Annotated in this window: 20 protein-coding genes; 7 read left to right on the plus strand and 13 right to left on the minus strand. The window is 71.9% G+C overall.

Annotation, left to right across the window (positions count from 1 at the left end; translation table 11 throughout):
* Positions 1-6: 6 nt before the first annotated feature.
* Positions 7-1182, minus strand: coding sequence for an acyl-CoA dehydrogenase family protein (locus IG08_RS0107750; protein ID WP_030597977.1), 1176 nt, complete (start codon positions 1180-1182; stop codon positions 7-9).
* A complete protein-coding gene (locus IG08_RS0107755; RefSeq protein ID WP_030597980.1) occupies positions 1166-2176 on the minus strand; it encodes an acyl-CoA dehydrogenase family protein in 1011 nt (336 codons plus the stop codon). Before IG08_RS0107755 ends, IG08_RS0107750 begins: the two co-directional genes overlap by 17 nt.
* Before the next feature lie 127 nt (positions 2177-2303).
* Between IG08_RS0107755 and IG08_RS0107760 the strand changes: the two genes are divergently transcribed.
* The 3 genes from IG08_RS0107760 (at position 2304) to IG08_RS0107770 (ending at position 4901) form a co-directional block, all read left to right on the plus strand.
* Positions 2304-2975 carry a TetR/AcrR family transcriptional regulator gene (locus tag IG08_RS0107760; RefSeq protein WP_052424526.1) on the plus strand — a complete coding sequence of 224 codons (672 nt, stop codon included), beginning with the start codon at positions 2304-2306 and terminating at the stop codon, positions 2973-2975.
* A gap of 70 nt (positions 2976-3045) precedes the next feature.
* Positions 3046-3873 (plus strand): acyl-CoA thioesterase, encoded by an 828-nt coding sequence (locus IG08_RS0107765; protein ID WP_030597984.1) that lies wholly within the window; start codon positions 3046-3048, stop codon positions 3871-3873.
* Complete coding sequence (locus IG08_RS0107770) at positions 3870-4901, plus strand: NAD(P)H-dependent amine dehydrogenase family protein (protein ID WP_030597987.1); 1032 nt, start codon at positions 3870-3872, stop codon at positions 4899-4901. Before IG08_RS0107765 ends, IG08_RS0107770 begins: the two co-directional genes overlap by 4 nt.
* On the opposite strand, the gene IG08_RS0107775 is transcribed toward IG08_RS0107770, so the two are convergent.
* Positions 4894-6054 carry a thiolase family protein gene (locus IG08_RS0107775; RefSeq protein WP_030597989.1) on the minus strand — a complete coding sequence of 387 codons (1161 nt, stop codon included), beginning with the start codon at positions 6052-6054 and terminating at the stop codon, positions 4894-4896. The genes IG08_RS0107770 and IG08_RS0107775 overlap by 8 nt on opposite strands.
* Before the next feature lie 98 nt (positions 6055-6152).
* Between IG08_RS0107775 and IG08_RS0107780 the strand changes: the two genes are divergently transcribed.
* Positions 6153-6920, plus strand: coding sequence for an SDR family NAD(P)-dependent oxidoreductase (locus IG08_RS0107780; protein ID WP_030597991.1), 768 nt, complete (start codon positions 6153-6155; stop codon positions 6918-6920).
* 74 nt (positions 6921-6994) lie between these two features.
* Here IG08_RS0107780 and IG08_RS0107785 read toward each other — a convergent pair whose 3' ends face one another.
* Genes IG08_RS0107785 through IG08_RS0107800 form a run of 4 tightly spaced genes read right to left on the minus strand, consistent with a single transcriptional unit; the run spans position 6995 to position 11167 of the window.
* Positions 6995-7771, minus strand: coding sequence for an enoyl-CoA hydratase/isomerase family protein (locus IG08_RS0107785; protein ID WP_199820823.1), 777 nt, complete (start codon positions 7769-7771; stop codon positions 6995-6997).
* A 1-nt stretch (position 7772) separates the two neighbouring features.
* Complete coding sequence (locus IG08_RS0107790) at positions 7773-8864, minus strand: acyl-CoA dehydrogenase family protein (RefSeq protein WP_030597995.1); 1092 nt, start codon at positions 8862-8864, stop codon at positions 7773-7775.
* Positions 8851-9756 carry an acyl-CoA dehydrogenase family protein gene (locus IG08_RS0107795; RefSeq protein ID WP_030597996.1) on the minus strand — a complete coding sequence of 302 codons (906 nt, stop codon included), beginning with the start codon at positions 9754-9756 and terminating at the stop codon, positions 8851-8853. Before IG08_RS0107795 ends, IG08_RS0107790 begins: the two co-directional genes overlap by 14 nt.
* On the minus strand, positions 9734-11167 hold the full coding sequence (locus tag IG08_RS0107800; protein ID WP_030598000.1) for a class I adenylate-forming enzyme family protein: 1434 nt from the start codon (positions 11165-11167) through the stop codon (positions 9734-9736). The genes IG08_RS0107795 and IG08_RS0107800 overlap by 23 nt, the downstream gene beginning before the upstream one ends.
* An 80-nt stretch (positions 11168-11247) precedes the next feature.
* On the opposite strand from IG08_RS0107800, the gene IG08_RS0107805 reads away from it, so the two are divergent.
* Positions 11248-12297 carry a ferredoxin--NADP reductase gene (locus IG08_RS0107805; protein WP_030598003.1) on the plus strand — a complete coding sequence of 350 codons (1050 nt, stop codon included), beginning with the start codon at positions 11248-11250 and terminating at the stop codon, positions 12295-12297.
* On the opposite strand, the gene IG08_RS0107810 is transcribed toward IG08_RS0107805, so the two are convergent.
* From IG08_RS0107810 to IG08_RS0107825, 4 genes are read right to left on the minus strand one after another with little or no spacing between them, the layout of a single operon-like run.
* The gene (locus tag IG08_RS0107810) at positions 12288-13328 is read right to left on the minus strand and encodes a CaiB/BaiF CoA transferase family protein (RefSeq protein ID WP_030598006.1); all 1041 of its coding nucleotides are present in this window, start codon (positions 13326-13328) and stop codon (positions 12288-12290) included. The two genes, IG08_RS0107805 and IG08_RS0107810, sit on opposite strands and share 10 nt — an antisense overlap.
* Positions 13325-14281, minus strand: coding sequence for a TIGR03564 family F420-dependent LLM class oxidoreductase (locus tag IG08_RS0107815; RefSeq protein ID WP_030598008.1), 957 nt, complete (start codon positions 14279-14281; stop codon positions 13325-13327). Before IG08_RS0107815 ends, IG08_RS0107810 begins: the two co-directional genes overlap by 4 nt.
* 14 nt (positions 14282-14295) lie before the next feature.
* Entirely contained in the window at positions 14296-14685 is a 390-nt protein-coding gene (locus IG08_RS0107820) for a cobalamin B12-binding domain-containing protein (protein ID WP_030598011.1), read from the minus strand.
* Positions 14685-16265 carry a methylmalonyl-CoA mutase family protein gene (locus tag IG08_RS0107825; RefSeq protein WP_030598014.1) on the minus strand — a complete coding sequence of 527 codons (1581 nt, stop codon included), beginning with the start codon at positions 16263-16265 and terminating at the stop codon, positions 14685-14687. Before IG08_RS0107825 ends, IG08_RS0107820 begins: the two co-directional genes overlap by 1 nt.
* A gap of 56 nt (positions 16266-16321) precedes the next feature.
* Between IG08_RS0107825 and IG08_RS0107830 the strand changes: the two genes are divergently transcribed.
* Both IG08_RS0107830 and IG08_RS0107835 read left to right on the plus strand, forming a co-directional pair.
* Positions 16322-17314 carry an enoyl-CoA hydratase/isomerase family protein gene (locus IG08_RS0107830; RefSeq protein WP_030598017.1) on the plus strand — a complete coding sequence of 331 codons (993 nt, stop codon included), beginning with the start codon at positions 16322-16324 and terminating at the stop codon, positions 17312-17314.
* Positions 17304-18692 carry an amidohydrolase family protein gene (locus IG08_RS0107835; RefSeq protein ID WP_030598019.1) on the plus strand — a complete coding sequence of 463 codons (1389 nt, stop codon included), beginning with the start codon at positions 17304-17306 and terminating at the stop codon, positions 18690-18692. The genes IG08_RS0107830 and IG08_RS0107835 overlap by 11 nt, the downstream gene beginning before the upstream one ends.
* A 2-nt stretch (positions 18693-18694) precedes the next feature.
* On the opposite strand, the gene IG08_RS0107840 is transcribed toward IG08_RS0107835, so the two are convergent.
* Both IG08_RS0107840 and mftE read right to left on the minus strand, forming a co-directional pair.
* Positions 18695-20002, minus strand: coding sequence for a CoA transferase (locus IG08_RS0107840; RefSeq protein WP_052424527.1), 1308 nt, complete (start codon positions 20000-20002; stop codon positions 18695-18697).
* Complete coding sequence (mftE, locus tag IG08_RS0107845) at positions 19999-20691, minus strand: mycofactocin biosynthesis peptidyl-dipeptidase MftE (protein ID WP_052424528.1); 693 nt, start codon at positions 20689-20691, stop codon at positions 19999-20001. Before mftE ends, IG08_RS0107840 begins: the two co-directional genes overlap by 4 nt.
* Between the last annotated feature and the right edge of the window lie 10 nt (positions 20692-20701).

A 20701-nucleotide genomic window follows, 5' to 3' on the forward strand; every position in this document is an offset into this window, starting at 1 on the left:
GTCTCCTCAGCGTCGGGGCAGACCGAGCACGCGCTCGGCGATGATCGTGCGCTGGATCTCGGACGTACCGCCGGCGATGGTGCCGCCGAAACTGCGCGCGAAGCGGTTGAACCAGCTGGCGGAGTCGTCGTCGAAACTCATGTGGTGGTACGGCGCCGTCGCCGCCGGATGGACGAGGCCGTCCGGCCCGGACGCCTCCAGAGCCCGCTCCAGCGCACGTTGCGCGGCCTCCGAACCGAACACCTTCAGCACGGACAGTGCGGGTACGTCCTGCTCGCCCCGGGCGGCGCGGGCCAGCGCGGCCGAGCCGAGCAGCCGTAGCGCCTGCAGGTCCATGACGAGGGTGGCGTACCAGTCCTTGTCGAGGGCGGTGGCAGGCGTGAAGTCCCGCATCACGGCGTCCAGCCGCTCGGCCTCGCCCAGCCACATCAGGGTGCGCTCGTGCCCGAGCGAGCCGTTCGCCACCCGCCAGCCCTCGTTGAGCGGGCCGACGAGGTTCCCGGCGGGGACACGGACGTTCTCGAAGAAGACCTCGTTGAAGTCCTTGTCCTCGGGGCCGGTGTACGACGCGAAGGGGCGCCGGGTCACCCCGGGGCCGTCGGTGGGGATCAACAGCACACTGATCCCCCGGTGTTTGGGGGCGTCGGGGTCGGTGCGGACGAAGGTGAGCAGGACATCGGCGTCGTGGGCACCGGAGGTCCACACCTTCTGGCCGTTGACGAGGAAGTGATCGCCCTTGGGTTCGGCGCGGGTGCGCAGGGAGGCGAGGTCGGACCCGGCGCCGGGTTCGCTCATGCCGAGAGCCGCGGTGATCTCGGCGCGCAGGATCGGCACGGCCCAGCGGAGCTTCTGCTCCTCGGTGCCGAAGGAGAGGAGGGAGGCGGCGATGATGCCGACGCCCTGCGGGTTGTAACTGCGGCAGATGCGGCGCCGGGACAGTTCCTCCACGTGGACGTACTGCTGGAGGACGGTGGCGTTCCGGCCGCCGTACTCGGGCGGGTTGCCCGGCAGCAGCCAGCCCGCGTCGAACTGGCTGCGCTGCCAGCGCCTGGCCCACCCGGGAACGTGTCCGGTCGAGCGGGAGCGCTCGGCGGCTTCCGCCTCCTCGGGGAGATTGGCCTCCAGGAACGCCGCGAACTCGGCGCGGAAGGCCTCGACGTCGGCGTCAAACGTGAGTCGCACGGCTCTCCTCGGCTGTCAGATCCGCTATCAGCGCACGGTGCTCGGCGGCGCCCCCCAGCATCAGCTCGCCCGCCTTGGCCCGCTTGATCGCGAACTGCAGGTCGTTCTCCCAGGTGTGGCCCATCGCCCCGAACAGCTGCACGGCGTTGCGGAACACCAGGGCCTGGCACTCACCCGCCGCAGCCTTGGCCATGGCGGCGGCCAGTCGGCGCCGCGGGTCGTCGGCGGCGATGGTGAGCGCCGCGTAGTAGGCGAGGGCGCGTGCGCGTTCCACCGCCACGTGCATGTCGGCCGCCTTGTGCTGCACGGCCTGGAACGAGCCGATGGGGGCGCCGAACTGATGCCGCGTCCGGACGTGGTCGAGGACCAGGTCGAGCGCGCGGCGACAGGCGCCGACCATCGTCAGGGCGAGGCCCATGAGGGCGATGTCGCGGGCGCGTTCCGGGTCGGCGGCGCTGCGGTCCCGGTCGGTGACCCGTACCTGGTCGAAGCTCACCTCCGCGACATGCAGGACGGGGTCGAAGACAGGGGTGCGTACGACGGTCACGTCGGCGGCGGACACGACGAACACGCCCTCCTCCGTCACGACGGCCAGCCGGTCGGCCCGGTCGCCGTCCAGGACGTGGGGGGCGGTGCCCTCCAACACCCAGCCGCCGTCGGCCTGTTGGGCGGTTATGCCGGAGAAGACGGCCGTACCGGACCCTCCGGGTTCGCCGAGCCCCTCCGCGAGGGGAGCGAACTGGGTCAGCGTCGCCAGATAGGGCGTCGGATCGGTGGCCCGGCCCAGCTCCTCCAGCACGATCGACAGCTCGACAGCGTCCGCGGGGTCGGTCAGCTCGGTCCAGCCCAGGTCGCCGTAGACCCGCCACAGCGGAGCCGGGTCGGTGCCGGCGTCGACGACGGCCCGCACCAGAGTCGGCGGGCACTCCTTGGCCACGGCCTTCTGCACGGTGTCCTGCCACAGGCGCTGCTCCGCGTCGAACTCAAACAGCATCGCGGCTCCTCAGGTCCCACTGAGAATATGATTCTCTCTATTGGAAATCATCAGTCTCCTCCATGTCCTCCGAGGTGTCCAGGCTGGTGGCGTGAGCTTGCCGCTAGACTGCAGTAATGTTCTCCCCATGGCACAGAAGGCGGACCAGCCCGTGAGCGCCCCGAGCGAGGAACCGGCCTGGAAGCAGCGCGCGGTGGAGCGTTCGACCCAGGCGGCGAAACGTCGGGCCGAGCAACGGGTCGAGCGGTTCCTCGACGCGGCGCAGACGATCATGGCGGAGAAGGGCACCACGGATTTCACCGTCCAGGAGGTCGTCGACCGCTCCCGCCAGTCGCTGCGCAGCTTCTACCAGCACTTCGACGGCAAGCACGAGCTGCTGTTGGCGCTGTTCGAGGACGCCATGAGCAAGTCCGCCGACGAGTTGCGCGCCGCCGCGGCCGAGAAGTCCAACCCGCTGGACCGGCTCCGGGTCGTCGTCGAGGAGCTGTTCGAGAGCTCGCGGCCCGACCTGACGGGCAGTCAGCGCCCGCTCTTCACGGACTTCGCCCTGCGCCTGCTGGTCTCGCACCCGGCCGAGATGAGGGTGGCGAACGCACCGCTCCTCGCCCTGTTCACGGACCTGATGCAGGAGCTCGAGGACGCCAATCTGCTGCGCTCGGGCTTCAAGGCGCGGCGCGCGGCCGCGCTGACCATGCAGACCGTCATGTTCAACGCGCAGTCCAGCGGCCAGGAGGGCGCGCACCCGCTCACCGCGGACGAGATCTGGGACTTCTGCGCGAACGGGTTCACGCTGAGTTAGCCCCGGCGGGCTTCACGAGAAGCTGAGAACTCCATTCTCACTGGCGGCGAATTCCCTTACGCTCATGGGCATGCCGCTTGCCTCAAGTGACCTCTGGGACGATCTGCTCGCCTGCCTCGACCTGCGCACGCACCCTTCGGGAGCGCCCTTCGTCTACGAAGGGCGCAACCAACGACTGGGCTATCACCGGCTGTTCGGTGGGCAGCTGCTCGCCCAGTTCGCCACCGCGGCGCACCTCTCCTGCCCGGACAAGACCGTGAAGTCCCTGCACACAGTCTTCGCGCGTGCGGGCCGGACCGAGGAACCCGTCCGCTACGAGGTGGAGCGCCACCACGACGGGGGCTCGTTCGCCGCGCTGACGATCGTGGCCCGGCAGGCCAAGGGTGTGGTCGCCACCGCCTCGGTCTCGTTGCACGCCCCGGAGGACGGCCCGGCGCACCAGGCGGTCACCTCCGTCCCCGCGCTGCCGGGCCCCGAGCACCGCACGGACCTGCATCCGCTCCCCTGGGAGACCCGGACCGTCACCGACCTGGACTCCCCCGGTTCCGAGCCCCCCGAGTTCGATCTGTGGATGCGCACCCCGACGTCCACGGCAGAGCTCGCCCCGGCTCTCACGGCGTACGCCACCGACCTCACCCTCATCGGCACCGCCCTGCGCCCGCTCACCGGTCTCACCCAGCACGACTCCGGGAAGGCGTTCACGTCCGCCGTCACCACCCACACGGTGTGGTTCCACCGGCCGTTCGACGCCGGCGGCTGGCTGCTGCTGCGCCAGCACAGCCCGATCCTCGCCCACGGCCGTTGCTTCGGCCGGGGAGACGTGTTCACCGAAGACGGCTCACTGGTCGCGTCCTACGGCCAGGAGGCGCTGCTGCGCTTCACGCAGGAGACGGCATGACGGCGTACCGGGTCGTCCAGTGGGCCACCGGCACCATCGGCGTCCGCTCGCTGCGCGCCGTCGTCGAACACCCCGGGCTGACCCTGGCCGGCGTGTACGTCCACACGCCGGGCAAGGCCGGACGGGACGCGGGGGAGCTGTGCGGGCTCGGCCCGACCGGGGTGACGGCCACTCAGGACATCGAGGAGATCGTCGGGTCGGGCGCGGACTGCGTGCTGTACATGCCCCTGGTGTGCGATCTGGACGAGGTGTGCCGGCTGCTGGAGTCGGGCGCGAACATCGTGACCACGCGGGGTGAGTTCCATCATCCGCCGAGCATGGATCCCGACGTGCGGAAGCGGGTCGAGGCCGCGTGCGAGCGCGGCTGCACGTCGATCCACAGCACCGGCAGCAGCCCCGGCTTCATCACGGAGGCGGTGCCCCTCGTCCTGACGTCGATCGCACGGCGGCTGGATTCGCTGACCATCGACGAGTTCGCCAACCTCTCCAGGCGCCCTTCGCCGGAGCTGCTGTTCGACGTGATGGGCTTCGGTGCGGCGCCCGCCGAGTTCGGCGAGGAGCGGCTCACGCATGCGCGGACCAGCTTCGGTCCGTCGCTGCGGCTGGTCGCCGACGCCCTGTCACTGCCGCTCGACTCCCTGGAGGCGGACGGTGAGGTGGCGACCGCCCGGCACCGGATCCGTATCGCCGCGGGCGAGTTGGCACCGGGGACGGTCGCGGCGCAGCGCCTCACGGTCACCGGAAGGCACGCGGGCCGTCCCCTGCTCCGCTTCCGCGCCACCTGGTACTGCACCACCGACCTCGACCCGGCCTGGGATCTGCACGACACCGGCTGGCACATCTCGGTCGAGAGCGATGCCCCGCTCGAGGTCGGCATCCGGTTCCCGGTGCCGCTGGACCGGATGGCGGCGGTGTCGCCGTCGTACACGGCGAACCGTGCCGTCAACGCGGTGCCGTTCGTGTGTGCTGCGGCGCCCGGGATCCGTACGACCCCGGACCTGCCGCAGATCACGGCGACGCTCAGCTGAGGGGCGCGGGCACCTCGACCACCATCGCCGACCCCATCCCGCCGCCCGCGCACATCGAGGCGACGCCGATGCCGCCACCACGCCGGCGCAGTTCGTGAACCAGGGTGACCAGCATGCGGGCGCCGGTGGCGGCGACGGGGTGGCCGAGGGAGCAGCCGCTGCCGTTGACGTTGACCCCGTCCGGGTCGAGGCCGAGGAGGCGTACCGCTGCGACGGCCACGGAGGCGAACGCCTCGTTGATCTCGAACAGGTCGACGTCTGCGGTGCCGAGACCGGCGCGGGCGAGGGCCTTGGGAACCGCCTTCACCGGGGACAGACCGGTCTCGGCGGGGTCGACGCCGACGTTCGCCCAGGACCGCACGACGGCCAGGACGGGCAGGCCCTCGGCGGCGGCCGTGCTCTCGCTCGCCACCACCAGGGCGGCCGCTCCGTCGTTGCCGCCACAGGCGTTGCCCGCGGTGATGGTGAACCCCTCGATCTCCGGGTGCAGCGGTTTGAGCGCGGCCAGCTTCTCCAACGACGTGTCCCGGCGCGGGTGTTCGTCGACGGAGAACAGCCCGTGAGGGGTCTCGACCGGGACGACCTCGGCATCGAAGCGGCCCTCGTCGATGGCGCGGACGGCGTTGCGGTGCGAGCGCAGCGCCCAGGCGTCCATCTCCTCCCGGCTGACGCCCGCCCGCTGGGCGACGTTCCAGCCAATGGTGATCGACATGTCCGTGTTGGGGGCGTCCGGGCGGTCGGGGTGGGTGGGCGGCATCCAGGGCTCGACCCACTCTCCGTCGATGCGGAAGCGCGATTTCGGTGCCGTGGAGGCCGAGTTGACGCCCCCGGCGATGACGAGGTCGTCCATCCCGGCCCGGATCGTCGCGGCCGCGCCCGCGACGGCGGTCAGTCCGGCGGCGCAGTGCCGGTTGACGGCCTGTCCGGGGATCGAGGTGAGCCCGGCGGTCAGCGCCGCGTGCCGGGCCAGGACACCGCCGCCGTAGAGGCCCTCGCCGAGGATCACGTCGTCGATCCTCTCCGGGTCGAGGCCCCGGGCCACGGCGCCGACGACGTGTTCGGCCAGATCGAAGGCCGTGGTGTCACGCAAGGTCCCCTTGCCGGCGGTGCCGACGGGGGTGCGCAGGGCGGACACGATGACTGCCTCGGGCATGGATGTCTCCAACCAACTCGGCGGGCCGGACGGGCTCACAGCACCTTGCGAGAATGCTACTCTCGCAAAATAAGAACATGACTCGCAAGGGGGCTGTCATGCAGATAGCGGGGTCGTCCGCGATCGTGGTCGGTGGGGCCGGAGGCCTGGGTGAGGCGACGGTTCGCCGACTCCACGCGGCGGGTGCGGCCGTGGTCGTCGCCGACCTCGCCGACGACAAGGGAAAGGCCCTGGAGGAGGAGCTGGGCGTCCGGTACGTAAGGACGGACGCCACCGACGAGGACGAGGTGCGCGCGGCCGTCGCCGCCGCCGAGACCCTCGGTCCGCTGCGGATCTCGGTGGACGCGCACGGCGGTCCGGCGAGCGGGGGGCGGCTGATCGGCCGGGACGGTGAGCCGCTGGACCTCGCCGGGTTCCGGCAGACGATCGACATCTATCTGACCGGCGTCTTCAACGTGATGCGCCTGGCCGCGGCCGCGATGGCCCGCCAGGAGCCGTTGGACGACGACCAGGGGCGGGGCGTCGTCGTCAACACCGCGTCCATCGCGGCGTACGAGGGCCAGATCGGCCAGCTGCCCTACGCCGCGGCCAAGGGCGGAGTCGTCGGCATGACCCTCGTCGCCGCCCGCGACCTGTCCCCCCTCGGCATCCGCGTCGTCACCATCGCGCCCGGCACGTTCCTGACACCCGCGTACGGCAAGGCCGGCGACCAGCTGGAGGCGTACTGGGGGCCGCAGGTCCCGCACCCCCGGCGCATGGGCCGCTCCCCCGAGTACGCCGCGCTCGTCCAGCACATCTGCGAGAACGACTACCTCAACGGCGAGGTGATCCGGCTGGACGGAGCTTTGAGGTTCCCGCCGAAGTAACCGCAACCGGGGGGGGCGGAGAAGGAGTTGCGGGTCCGGCCCCCGACCCGGCGGTTCACGCAGGGCGGCAGGGGTCAGTGACCGCCGGTCAGCCGTGCGAGGGTGGTGCGGAAGTCGTCCGTCGTGAAGGACTGTTCCTCGGCGGTCGTGGCGAAGTCGAGGGTGGCCAGGACCGCCCGTTCCAGGTGCATGTTCAGGAGCCGTTTGGTGCTCTCCACCGCCTGCCTGGGCAGGCCGGCGATCCGTTTCGCACAGGCCGTCGCCTCGGCCAGCGGGTCGGCCGCCACGTGGTTGGCCAGGCCCATGGCCACGGCCTTCTCGGCCGGGATGCGGGCGCCGGTCAGGGCGTATTCCTTGGCCAGCAGCAGGCTGGTGTGCAGGGGCCAGGTCAGCGGGCCGCCGTCGGCGGCGACGAGGCCGACCTGGACGTGCGGGTCGGCCAGGTACGCGGACTCGGCGATGTAGACCGTGTCGCTGAGGGCGACGAGGCTGCACCCCAGGCCCACGGCCGGGCCGTTGACAGCCGCGACGACGGGGACGCGGCAGCGCACCATGCCGAGGACGATGTCCCGGCCGTGGGCGATGGTCCGGGCCCGCAGATCGGCATCACGCCGGAGTTCGTCGAGGTAGGCGAAGTCACCGCCCGCCGAGAACGCCTTTCCCGCACCGGTCAGCACGGCCGCGCGGGCATCCCGGTCCTCGGCGAGCCGGGGCCACAGCCGGGCGAGACCGGTGTGGAGGGGATCGTTGACGGCGTTGAGCGCGTCGGGCCGGTTGAGGGTGATGATCCTGAGGTGACCGTCGGCCTCGACCCGGATCTCCTCCGGCATGCCGTACAGGTTCTCCGTCACGTCAGTCTCCCAGTCCGAGGATGCGCGAGGCGATGATGTTCTTCTGGATCTGCGAGGTGCCGCCCATGACGCTCTGCGCGCGGCTGTAGAGGTAGGCGTTCAGCAGCTCGGGGTCCTCCGTGCCACCGACGGCGAGGGCCGCGTGCCCGACCGCCTGTTCCGCCCAGGTCATGAGCAGCTTGTCCAGGGAGCCCTCGGGGCCGTGCGAGACACCGTCGAGCTGCTCGGACAGCCGACGCCGTACGTGCAGCCGCAGCATCTCGGCTTCCACGGCGGCCCAGGCGAGTTCCGGCGGTGGTGCGGATCCCTTTGTACGGGCGGCCAGTTGGCGGACGAGTTTGCCGTACCGGGCCGAGAAGCCCAGTGTCGCCGGCTCACGTTCGTGTCCGACGACCGTCATCGCGAGCGCCCAGCCCTCCCCCGGCGCCCCCACCATCTGGTCGGCGGGGACCCGGGCGCCATCGAAGAGGACCTGACCGAACTCCTTGGTCACCCCGCTCATCATCTTCAACGGGCGCTGTTCTATGCCGGGTTGGTGCATGGAGACCACGAACGCCGAGATCCCCTTGTGGCGGGGTACGTCCGGGTCCGTGCGCGCGAGGAGCAGGCACCAGTCGGCCACGTCCGAGTAGCTGGTCCAGATCTTGTGGCCTTGTACGACGTACGCGTCCCCGTCACGCGTGGCCGTGGTGGTGAGCGACGCGAGGTCGGAGCCGGCTCCGGGTTCGCTGAAGCCCTGGCACCAGCGTTCGGTGCCGTCGATCATGCCGGGGAGGAAGCGGCGGCACAGTTCCTCGCCGCCGTGGCGGCCGAGGCCCTGGACCAGATAGCCGAGGCTGGGGCGGGGCGGGGTACCCGCTCGGGCCAGTTCCTCGTCGAGGATGACGTCGTAGACGGGCGGCAGTTCGTGCCCGCCGTACCGCTCGGGCCAGGACAGGCCGAAGAAGCCGGCCGCGTGCAGTGCCCGGTGCCATTCGCCCTGGCGGGCCCAGTACTCGTCGCCCGAGGTCGGGAACGTCCCCGCCCGCTCGGCCAGCCAGTCCCGCAACCGGTCCCGGAACGCGGCCTCTTCGGGCGAGTCACGAAAGTCCACAGTCGATCTCCTCCAGGCGCACGGGGAACAGTTCGGTGGACACCAGGGCCCGGCGCAGATGGACGTGGGCGAGGCACTCCCAGGTGTTGCCGATGCCGCCGTGCACTTGCACGGCCGTCTCGCAGACGGTGCGTGCGGCGCGGGCGCAGTAGAGCTTGGCGATGCGGGCGGCCCTGAGTGCTTCGGCGGGCGTGAGTTCGTCGACGGCCCAGGCGGCGTGCCGCAGGACGCTCACCGAGCCCTCGATCAGGGCCAGCCCTTCGGCCAGGAGGTGGGCCACGGCCTGGTAGGAGCCGATGGTCCTGCCGTACTGCTCGCGAATCTTGGCGTGGTCACGGGCGAGCGTGTGCGCGCCGCGGGCCGTTCCGACGAGGTCCGCGCAGGTGGCGACCAGGGCCAACACCCGCCAGCGTTCGGCGAGTTCGGGGGGCAGGGTACCGATTGGCTCGGACGCGTCGCGCAGTGCGGCGTTGTGCCGGGTCAGGTCGGCGCCGGGGGCGCGTGGGCCGACCTCGGTCGACAGGACACGGTCGCCGTCGAGGGTGAGGGCGTGGCGCATGCCGTGCGCGTCCCGCGCCGAGGAGCCGACCGCGATGGTCGCCGCGGGGACCGTGGAGCCCACCTGCCTTCGCAGGTCGTCGGCGAGTACGGGTCCGAGGAACGGGACGTCGACGAGCCCGCGTCCGAACTCCTCGACGACCAGGGCCACTTCGACCCCGGACGCCCCGTCCGAGCGCAGGTTCCGCCAGCCGGTCGCCTCGACCGCCTTCTCCAGCCGTGCGATCCGGTGCCGGTCGTCGAGGTCGAGGACCGATCCGGGGCCGAGGTCGCTGGCCAACCGGGCGGCCGCGTCCCGGAGTTGGCGCTGTTCAGCTGTCAGACGTACGTCCATCGCGCTCCTTGAGGAAACGGTCCTTGAGGACTCGCCGCAGCACCTTTCCCGACGGCAGGCGGGGGATGTCGGCCACGAACTCCACACGGCTCGGCCGTTTGTAGGAGGCCAGCGTGTCGCCGACCAGGGCGACGAGCTCGGCGGCCTGGACCGGGCGCGCGGCCCGGACGGCGGCGACGACCGCCTCCCCGTCGGCCGCGTCGGGGATGCCGAACACCGCACAGTCGGCGACCGCGGGATGGCCGTACAGCACGGCCTCGATCTCGGCGGGCGCGACCTGGAAGGCCCGCACCTTGATCATCTCCTTGGACCGGTCCGTGAGGTGCAGCCAGCCCTCCGCGTCGAGACTGCCGACGTCGCCGGTCCGGTACCAGCCGTCGTGGAACGCCTCCGCCGTCGCCTCGGCCGGCAGGTAGCCGGCCATGAGGGAGTCCGCTCGTACCTCGATCTCCCCGGTCTCGCCCGGCCCGACCGGCTTCCCGGTCTCCAGGGACACCACGCGCGCGCTCACCCCGGGCACGGGTCGCCCCGGGGTGTCCAGCCGGGCCCCGTCGAGCGGGTTGCAGGCGATGACCGGCAGTTCGCTCGCGCCGTAGGCGGGCACCCAGCCGACCCCCGTGCGCCGGGTCACGGTCTCGGCGACGCTCGGCGTCACCGGCGTGGCGCCCCACATGATGAAGCGCAGGGACGAGAGGTCGTACGACTCCAGCTTCGGGTGGGAGGCGAGGGCGAGGGCGATGGGTGCGACCGCCATCTCCACGGTGATGCGGTCGAGTTCGATGTGGTGCAGGAGCCGGTCGAGGTCGAAGCGGCGGTGCAGGCGCACTCGGGCGCCGACCTCCAGGGCCGTCACGATGTTCAGCAGGCCGAGGATGTGCGAGGGCGGGGTGGCGATCTGGATTCGGTCGTCCGAGGTGAGCCGGAGCGCCTCGCGCCAGTGGCCCACGGCGGCGGCGAGCGAGGCATAGGTGTGCCGGACGGCCTTGGGCAGGCCGGTCGTGCCCGAGCTGAACACCAGGACGGCATCGGATTCCGGATCGGGTGACGGGAAGAGCCCACTCCCCGGCTCGACCGGCTCGACCCGCTCGTCCAGGTGCAGCATCGACATCAGGTCGGCGAGCACGGGGTGGTCGCCGACGGCGTGGGTCGGCTTCGTGATCTCCAGGGCGTGCTCGACCTCGCCGCGTTTCCACGCGGGGCTGAGCAGGACGACCGCCGCACCGAGCCGCCACACGGCCTGTACGGCGATCACGAACTCCGGCCGGTTGGACGACATGAGGGCCACCCGTGTCCCCACCCCGACGCCCCGCCGGGCCAGCGTCCCGGCCAGCCCGTCGGCCAGGGCTGCCAACTCGCCCTGGCTGTACAGCCGGTCCTCGAAGACCAGCACGGCTTTCTCATCCCCACCCATGGAGAGGGTCCCATCTGCTTGGTGAGAATAGTATTCTCGCAGTGACAGAACCTTGATACCAGAGGTAGAGGAGGGCGTCCATGGCGATCCCCGCCCCGTTCCGGCGCGCGACCGTCGTCAAAATCGTCCAGGAGACCGAGGACGCCCGGACCTTCGTGCTCGAACCTCATGAGGGCCCGTTCTCCTATGAAGCGGGCCAGTTCTGCGTCTTCCGGGTCCGCGTGGACGACAAGGACCTGCTCCGGTCCTACTCGATGTCGAGCGCCCCGGAGACCGAAGCCGAGCTGATGACGACCGTCAAGCGCGTACCGGGCGGCAGGGTCTCCAACTGGCTGCACGACCATGTGGCCGAGGGCGACGAGCTCGAACTCACCCTGCCCAGGGGGCGCTTCTGCCTGCGCCCGGCCGGGGCCCCGCTGCTCGGCTTCAGCGGCGGCAGCGGGATCACCCCGATCCTCTCGCTGGCCAAGAGCGCCCTGGCGACGACCGACCGCCGCGTCCGGCTGCTGTGCGCCGACCGCGACCGGCCGTCAGCGATCTTCGAGTCGGCCCTCACCGAACTGTCCGAGCACTACCCCGGCCGCCTGTCGGTCGTACGGCACCTCGACGTCGAGCGGGGCTTCGTCGACGCGGCAGCCGTGCGGGAGTTCGTCGGGGCGGACGGTGACGCGGACGCGTATGTGTGCGGACCGGAGCCCTTCATGGAGCTCGTGGAGTCCGCGCTGCCGGGGCCAGGACGGGTGTTCAGCGAGCGGTTCGGCGGGACACCGGTCGACCCGGCGCCCGTCGCCGAGCAGGCCGACAAACCGACCGACAAGCGGACCGACGACAAACCTGCCGTCGAACCGCCCGAGGACAAGGGCACCGTCACCATCGTGCTCGGCAACCGCCGTGCCTCGGTACCCAAGCACCCGGGCGAGACCCTGCTGCAGAGTGCCCGACGAGCCGGTCTCAACCCGCCGTTCTCCTGCGAGGCCGGCAACTGCGCCACCTGCATGGCGAAGGTGACGGAGGGCAGCGCGACCATGCGTGAGAACGACGCTCTCACCGACGAGGAAGTGGCCGAGGGGTACGTCCTCACCTGCCAGGGTGTGCCGGACGACGGATCAGTGACCGTCCACTACGAGTGACCGTGCTCGCCGAGCCCGGGCGGGGGCCGATGCTCGGGCTCGTAGCCGGCGACCCGGACCGGGCTCCCGACCAGCCGGTAGTCACCGGCCCGCACGATCATCTCCGGGGCAGCGTCCAGCGCCTCCGGCAGCGTACGGACCGCCGCCGCCGGCACACCGAGCGGCCGCAGCCGCGCCTCCCAGCCCCGGGCCGTGTCGGCGGCCAGGGCACGCGTCACGACGGCGAGGACCTCCTCGCGGCGCGCCGCCCGCTCGGCCATCGTCGGGAAGCCGTCGATCCCTGCCTCCGTGGCGAAGGTCTTCCAGAAGCCGTCGTGCGTGACGAACAGCGCCAAGTGCCCCTCGGACGTGGGGAACAGCTGAGCCGGCACATAGTAGGAGTGTGCCCCGTACGGCAGGCGGCGCGGCTCGGCTCCCTCGTTGAGGTAGGCCGACGCCCGGTAGTTGAGCTGGGCCAGCATCACGTCCCGCAGCGCCACTTCCACTTGGCCACCTCGCCCGGAGACGATCTGCGCGAGAAGGCCCAACGCGGCTGTCAGGGCGGCCGAGTTGTCGACCGAGGAGTAGCCGGGCAGGGTGGGCGGCCCGTCGGGGTCGCCGGTGAGCGCGGCGACGCCGGTCGCGGCCTGGATGACGTAGTCGAAGGCCGGGTCGTCGCCGGCGTCGAGCCCGTATCCGGTGACGGCGACGCAGACGAGCCGCTCGTTGACGCCGCACAACGCGTCGTACGTCAGCCCGAGCCGCCGTATCACCGACGGCTTGAGGTTCACCAGCAACGCGTGTGCGTCCGCGACCAGTTCGGCCAGCCGCCCCTGTCCCTCCTCCGTGGTGAGGTCGAGGCAGATGCTGCGCTTGTTCCGGTTGAGACTGGCGAAGTAGGCGTCGCTCACCTGCCGCGAGAGGTCCCCTCCCGGTGGCTCTATCTTGGTCACCTCGGCGCCGAGATCGGCGAGCAGCATGGTGGCGAAGGGGCCCGCGAGGATGTGGCCGACCTCGAGGATCCGGATGCCGGCGAGCGGTCCGGGGGTCACCGGAACTCCGCCGCGAGGGAGGCGATCATTTCCCTGGTACGGCGCTTGGAGGCGACCAGCTCGTCCCGGCCCTCCCCGATGGGCAGCAGTCGTACGGACAGGTCGGTCACCCCGGCGTCGGCGAACCGCTTGAACCGGGCCGCGATGGCCGCCTCGTCGCCCGCTGCGCACAGATCGCCGATGTCCCTGGCATCGCCGTAGTCCAGCAGCCGCTGGTAGTTGGGCGAGATCTCCGCCTCCCCGAGAATGCGGTTCGCGCGCTCGCGGGCCGCGTCGGTCTCCGCGGGGCGGCACAGGCAGACGGGGATGCCGGCGACGATCCGCGGCGCGGGACGTCCGGCGGCCTCGGCGGCCTTGGTGATACGGGGTACGACGTGGTCGGCAACGGCCCTCTCGTCGGCCATCCACAGGACGGTTCCGTCGGCCCGCTCCCCCGCGATGGCCAGCATGACCGGGCCGAGGGCGGCGAGGAGGATCGGCAGCGGGGCGACGGGAGCGAGGTCGAGGGGGTTGTGCACGGTGTAGGTGCGGTTCTCGACGTCGATCGGGCCGGGTCCGCGCCGGGCCGCGTCCAGGACGTCGAGGTAGTCGCGGGTGAGGCCGGCCGGTCGCTCGTAGGGCAGACCGAGCATGTCCTGGATGATCCAGTGGTGCGAGGGGCCGACGCCCAGCGCCAGCCGTCCGCCCGTGGCCGCCTGCGTGGACAGCGCCTGGCGGGCGAGCGCGATGGGGTGCTGGGCCTGGAGCGGTACGACGGCGGTGCCGAGCTCGATCCGCGACGTCCGCGCGCCCATCAGCGCGACGGCGGTCAACGCGTCGAAATCCGTGGGTATTTGGGGAATCCAGGCAGTGTCCATTCCCGCCGACTCGGCCCACTCCACGTCCGCGAGCATCCGCGAGACCTTCCGCGCGGAGTCCCCCCGTTCGGGCCCGATCATCACGCCGATCCGCACGTGTCCTCCAGGTGTCAGGGTGAGGTGAGGGCGCGCACGTCCGCGACCACGACGTCAAGGGGTGTTCCGGTGGGGAACACGGCGGCGGCGCCCGCGGCCTTCAGTCGGGGTACGTCGGCCGGGGGGATGGTGCCGCCGACGACAACCGTGATGTCGCCCGCGTCGGCGGCCCTGAGACCCTCGACGGTCCGGGCCGTCAGCGCCAGATGCGCCCCGGACAGCATGCTCAGGCCGACCAGCGCGACGTCCTCCTGGACGGCGGTCGCCACGATGTCCTCGATCCGCTGCCGGATGCCGGTGAAGACGACCTCGAAGCCCGCGTCGCGCAGCGCCCGCGCGACGATCTTGGCGCCCCGGTCGTGGCCGTCGAGCCCTGGCTTGGCGATGAGAATCCGGGTCCCCATCAGAACACCACCGGCTGCTGGAACTCGCCCCACACGTCCTTGAGGGCGGCGACCATCTCGCCGACCGTGCAGTAGGCGTTGGCGCAGTCGATCAGCGGCCCCATGAGGTTGTCGTCGCCCTCCGCCGCACGGGACAGGTCGGCGAGACCCGCCCGGACGGCTGCCGGATCCCGCTCGGCCTTCACCCGGGCGAGCCGTTTCAGCTGCACCTCGCGGCCCTTGGCGTCCAGCTCGTACGTGGCGACGTCCGGCGCCGGTTCGTCCTCGTCGACGAAGCGGTTGACGCCGATGACCGGGCGCGTGCCCGCCTCGACGTCCTGGTGGATCCGGTAGGCCTCGTCCGCGATGAGCCCCTGCAGATGGCCGTCCTCGATGGCGCGGACCATGCCCCCGTGCCGCTCCAGGTCGTCCATGATCTCGACGATGCGGGCCTCGGTGGCGTCGGTGAGCGCCTCGACGAAGTACGAGCCGCCGAGCGGGTCGGCCACGCGGGCCACGCCCGTCTCGTGGGCGAGGATCTGCTGGGTGCGCAGGGCGAGCGTCGCCGACTCCTCGCTGGGCAGGGCGAAGGGCTCGTCCCAGGCGGCCGTGAACATCGACTGGACGCCGCCGAGCACGGAGGCCAGTGCCTCGTAGGCGACCCGGACGGTGTTGTTGCGCGCCTGCGGGGCGTACAGGGAAGCACCTCCGGCCACACAGCCGAAGCGGAACATCGCGGCCTTGTCCGAGCTCGCGCCGTAGCGCTCCCGGACGATGGTCGCCCAACGCCTGCGTCCCGCCCGGTACTTGGCGATTTCCTCGAAGAAGTCGCCGTGCGTGTAGAAGAAGAAGGAGACCTGCGGGGCGAACTGGTCGATCGTCATACGGCCGCGTGCCAGCACGGTGTCGCAGTAGGTGACCCCGTCGGCGAGTGTGAACGCCATTTCCTGTACGGCGTTGGCGCCCGCGTCACGGAAGTGCGCGCCGGCCACCGAGATCGCGTTGAACCTCGGCACCTCGGCCGCGCAGAACTCGATGGTGTCGGCGATCAGCCGCAGGGACGGTTCGGGCGGCCAGATCCAGGTCCCGCGGGAGGCGTACTCCTTGAGAATGTCGTTCTGGATCGTGCCGGTGAGCTTCTCCCGCGGAACACCGCGCTTCTCGGCGGCGGCCACATAGAAGGCGAGCAGGATCGCCGCCGTGCCGTTGATGGTGAAGCTGGTGCTGATCCGGTCCAGGGGGATGTCCTCGAACAGGACCTCCGCGTCGGCGAGGGTGTCGACGGCGACGCCCACCCGGCCGACCTCCTCGCCCACCTCCGGGTCGTCGGAGTCGTAGCCGCACTGCGTGGGCAGGTCGAGGGCCACCGAGAGTCCGGTGCCGCCCTGTTCCAGCAGGTAGCGGTAGCGGCGGTTGGACTCCTCGGCGGTGCCGAATCCCGAGTACTGCCGCAGCGTCCACAGGCGCCCCCGGTAACCGGTGGCATAGTTGCCGCGCGTGAAGGGGAAGGTGCCCGGGTCGGGCGGCTCGGCAGCGCGGTCCGCCGGTCCGTAGACCGGCTTGAGCGGGATGCCGGACGAGGTGTGGGCGAAGTCATTCATCAACTGGATACGCTACTTGCAGTAAATGAGAATGCCAATACCGCAGAGGAGGGTGGATGTTCTCCCGTGAGGTGAGATGCCTGGATCTCGACGACTGGCACGCCGCCGATCCGGTCCGGGTGACGACCACCGCGGCCCAGGTGGCCGACTCCTTGCCGCTCGCCATCGGGGTCGCGACCCGGCAGCCGCCGGACCGGCTGCGACCACTGATGGAGGCACTGACGCTGACGCTGGCGGGTCCGGACGTCGACGCGGACGCACGGGAGCGGGTGTCCGTGGCGGATCCGAAGAAGGCGTACGACGAGCTGGCTCTCACCGTCGAGCGGCATCCCCAGGCGGCCCTGGCACTGGGCCAGTTGCTGCGTCAGACACCGTCCTTGGGCACGCTCCCGGGGCTGGCGGCCGAGGCGGCGGCGTACTCGATGCTGCTCGGCGGAAGCGAGTTCGCCGCCTGGCTGGCCGGGCGGGGCGCGACCCGTTCCCCGGAGCCGGACCGGCCATTGGTGCGTGTCGAGCGGGACGGCGGCAGGCTGTCGGTCCAGCTGGACCGTCCCGAGCGGCGCAACGCCTTCAGTTTCCGGATGCGGGAGGAACTGTTCGAGGCACTGGAGATCGCCGCTCTCGACGCCACGATCGACGAGGTCGAACTGACCGGCGCCGGGCCGGTGTTCAGCAGCGGTGGCGATCTCGCCGAGTTCGGGACCGCGAAGGACCTCGTGGCGGCGTACCTGGTGCGGCTGGAACGGGCACCCTGGCGGCTGGTCGACCGGATGCGGGAGCGGGTGACGGTCCGCGTGCACGGGGCGGCAGTGGGCGCGGGAATCGAGATGGCCGCCTTCGCGGGCCGTGTGGTGGCCTCGCCGGACACGTTCTTCCTGCTGCCCGAGATGGCGATGGGCCTGGTGCCCGGCGCCGGCGGAACGGTGAGCGTGCCGCGACGGGTCGGGCGGTGGCGGGCGGCGTGGATGATGCTGAGCGGGGCCAGGGTCGACGCCGGCACCGCGCTGCGGTGGGGGCTGGTGGACGAGATCGGCGACCATGACGGGTGACCTGCTCCTGCGCGGCGTGGAGATCCGGGGCCGTCTGGTCGACTGCCGGATCCGCGGGGGCGTCGTGGCGGAGATCGGACCTCACCTGCGCGTGGGCGCCGATGAGTTGGTCGTACGAGGCGATGGCGGCGCCCTGCTTCCCGGCCTGGCCGATCACCATCTGCACCTCACGGCCATGGCGGCTCGTGACGCCTCGCTCGACGTGTCCGCCGTACCCCGTGCGGACTTGGCCTCCGTGATCTCGCGGGCCGCGGTCGACGGGGACGGGTGGGTGCGCGTGGTCGGCCATGACGACGTGGTGCACGGCGATCTCGACCTCGACGCGTGGAGCCCGGCTGTTCCGGTACGGGTGCAGCACCGGTCCGGCGCCCTGTGGCTGGTCAACTCCGCCGGGCTGGAACGGCTCGGGGCGGCGGCTGCCGCGCACGAAGGCGTCGAGCGCGACGGCTCCGGCCGGCCGACGGGGCGGCTGTGGCGGGCCGACGCCTGGCTACGGGAGGCGCTCGGCGGGCGGCCGCCCTCGCTACGGGCGGTGGGCGCACGGCTGGCCGCCCTCGGCGTCACGCACGTCGCCGACGCCACGCCGGACCCGGGCGCCGCCGAGGTCCTCGCGGACGCGGTACGGCGGGACGAACTGCCCCAGCACGTCATGGTGATGGCCCCCGACCCCGCCCCCTCGACTCGGTCGACGCGAGCCCATCCGCGGCTGAGTATCGGCCCGGTCAAGCTGGTCGTCGCCGATCACGAGCTCCCGCCCCTCGACGACCTGGCCGATCGCATACGGCGGGCCCATACCGACGGCCGTCCCGTCGCCGTGCACTGCGTGTCGCGTACGGCCCTGGCCCTGACGCTGGCCGCGTTCGACCTGGCGGGCGGGAGGGAAGGGGACCGCGTCGAGCACTGTGCCGTCGCCGACCCGGCCGCGGCGAAGGAACTGGCCCTACGGGGAATCCTGGTGGTCACCCAGCCGACGCTCGTGGCCCTGCGCGGCGACGACTACTGGGCGCGGGTCGAGCCGGAGGACCGGCCGGACCTGTGGCGGTACGCCGGACTGCTGAGGGCGGGCGTACAGGTGGCCCCCAGCAGCGACGCTCCCTACGGGAACCCCGATCCCTGGGCCTGTCTGCGTGCGGCGACGGAGCGGAGGACACCGTCCGGGCGGGTGCTCGGCCCGGACGAGCGGGTCCCCGCCGAGACGGTACTGAGAGGACTGCTCTCCCCGCTGGAGAATCCCGCGGGACCAGCACGGCGGATCACGGTGGGCCACTCGGCCGACCTCGTCCTGCTGGACCGGCCGCTGACGGACGCGCTGCGCGCACCCGACGCCGGGCTGGTCCGGGCCACCATCATCGGCGGGAGGATCGTGTACGGCGCCTGACCTCACCGGGCCCGTAGTCCCGCCAGTACGCCCTCCGTGTCGGCGCCCGACTCGACCGCCGTACCGTCCGGCACCGGAGCGTGCGGAGGAAGAACCGCCCGCGTCCGGCCGAGCAGCCGACACCCCACCACCCATCCGGGACCATCCGCCCGTACCTCGTGCGGCCCCTCGCAGGAAGAGGGCGTCCCGGCGAACGCCGCCGCCACGTCCCTCATCGATACGTCGATCAGATGCCCGCCTCCGCCGGCCAGGGAGCCGAGCGCACCCAGCGCGGCGACCAGGCCCGTCAGCGGATCCGCGATCGCGTCGGCGCAGAACACCGGCCCGCCGTCCGAGCGGCCCACGAGTCCTCCGGCGACCGCCGCGTCGTCACCGAAGGCGACCCGGTCGGGCCGGCCCCGGCCGTACCCCGTGATGCCGATCCACACCTTGCCCGCGCGATGACCGAGGCGTTCCGGGGCCAGCCCCAGCTGGGCGAGCGCACGCGGCCGGGACGCCTCGATCACGACGTCGGCGGCCTCGATCAGTTCGGCGAGCACCGCACGCCCCGCCGTCGAGGTGAAGTCCACGGCGACACTCTCGTGCCCGGCGTGGAGCCAGTCGTAGAACCGCCGGTCGCCGGCCCGCGCGCCGTCGGGCCGCAGCGTGCTCTCCACCTTGACCACCCGGGCGCCGGCCCGGCCGAGCAAGTGGGCGCACAGGGGGCCGGCCCACAGCGAGGAGAGGTCGACGACGAGGGGGCGGTCGGTCTTGTGGGGCGCGGCGATCGAGGTGGCCTTCCAGGGCGTGTCGATCGCTGTTGGGCCGGCCGGCAGGGCGGCGGCGGGGACGCCGAAGAGACGGATGTGCGCGGCGAACTCCCGCGCCGGGGCCCCGCGTACGGCCGTGGCGAGGTCGTCCCAGGGATCGGCCACATCGGCTCGGCCCAGCATCGCCGGTACGAGCTCGAAGTCGTCCGGGCGGCTCAACGTCACCGCCAGCCAGCCGTCCGCCGCGGGCAGCAGTCTGCTCGCGCCGCCCGCGGACGTACGGCCCTGCCGGGTCAGGTTCATGGCGCCTGCCCGGCCGCCGAGCAGAAGGGCCGGGTCGAGGTCGGCGCCCAGTGCCGACAGGGCGCCGCCGACCGCACCGATCAGGGACAGCATCGGTCCCGGCGACAGGACGGGCGGACCGCCCGCCTCACCCGTCAGCGCCATGCCGCCGGAGGCCGCCCAGCCCAGGTACGGGCACTCGACGGCGACCGGAGGTGGTGCGAAGTCGCCGAGGGACCCCAGCCACCGCCGTACGGTCTCGACGGCGGCCCCGGTCACGAGGGGGCTCCGTCTCTCAGCGCTCCCCCGACGAGCCCCAGGACATGGCCGACCAGCTCGTCGAAGAGGCGTGCGCCTTCCTCCGCCGTCGCGGTCGTCGGGTCGCCGAGCACACCGGAGGGCGACACGGCGCCGACACCTCCGGCGAGCATCGCGGGCATCAACTCCCGCAGAGGAGCCGTGTTTCCGGTCGCCGCGCGCGTCATGTCCACGCGTTCCGGGGCGAGATGGAGCATGAGCGAGGTCTCGGTGTGACCGGCGTGCGCGTCGCCCCCCGCCGGGAAGCAGGGAATCCAGGCGACGTCCCGACCCTCCTCCTCCACCAGTTGCGACACGGCCCCGGACAGGCAACGCACGTTCCCGCCATGGCCGTTGACGAACACGACCGGGCCGGACCAGAGGGTGAGCGAGCGCACGAGCTCCACGAGCAGGAACCGCAGTGCCTCGTTGCCGATGGAGACGGTCCCGGCGAAGGACTGGTGCTCCCCGCTGGCCGCGTAGACGACCGGCGGCGCCACCAGCACCCTCTCCCCCAGCCGCCGCGCCACTTCGTGCGCGACGGCGTCGGCGATCCGCGTGTCGGTGTCCAGGGGCAGATGCGGACCGTGCTGCTCGAAGGAGCCGAGCGGCACCAGGACGAGCGGCCGGTCCGGTACGGCCGTCCAGGCGAGGTCCGACAACTGCGTCATCCGGGGCTCC

The organism is Streptomyces fulvoviolaceus (assembly GCF_000718165.1).
Lineage (GTDB): Bacteria > Actinomycetota > Actinomycetes > Streptomycetales > Streptomycetaceae > Streptomyces > Streptomyces fulvoviolaceus.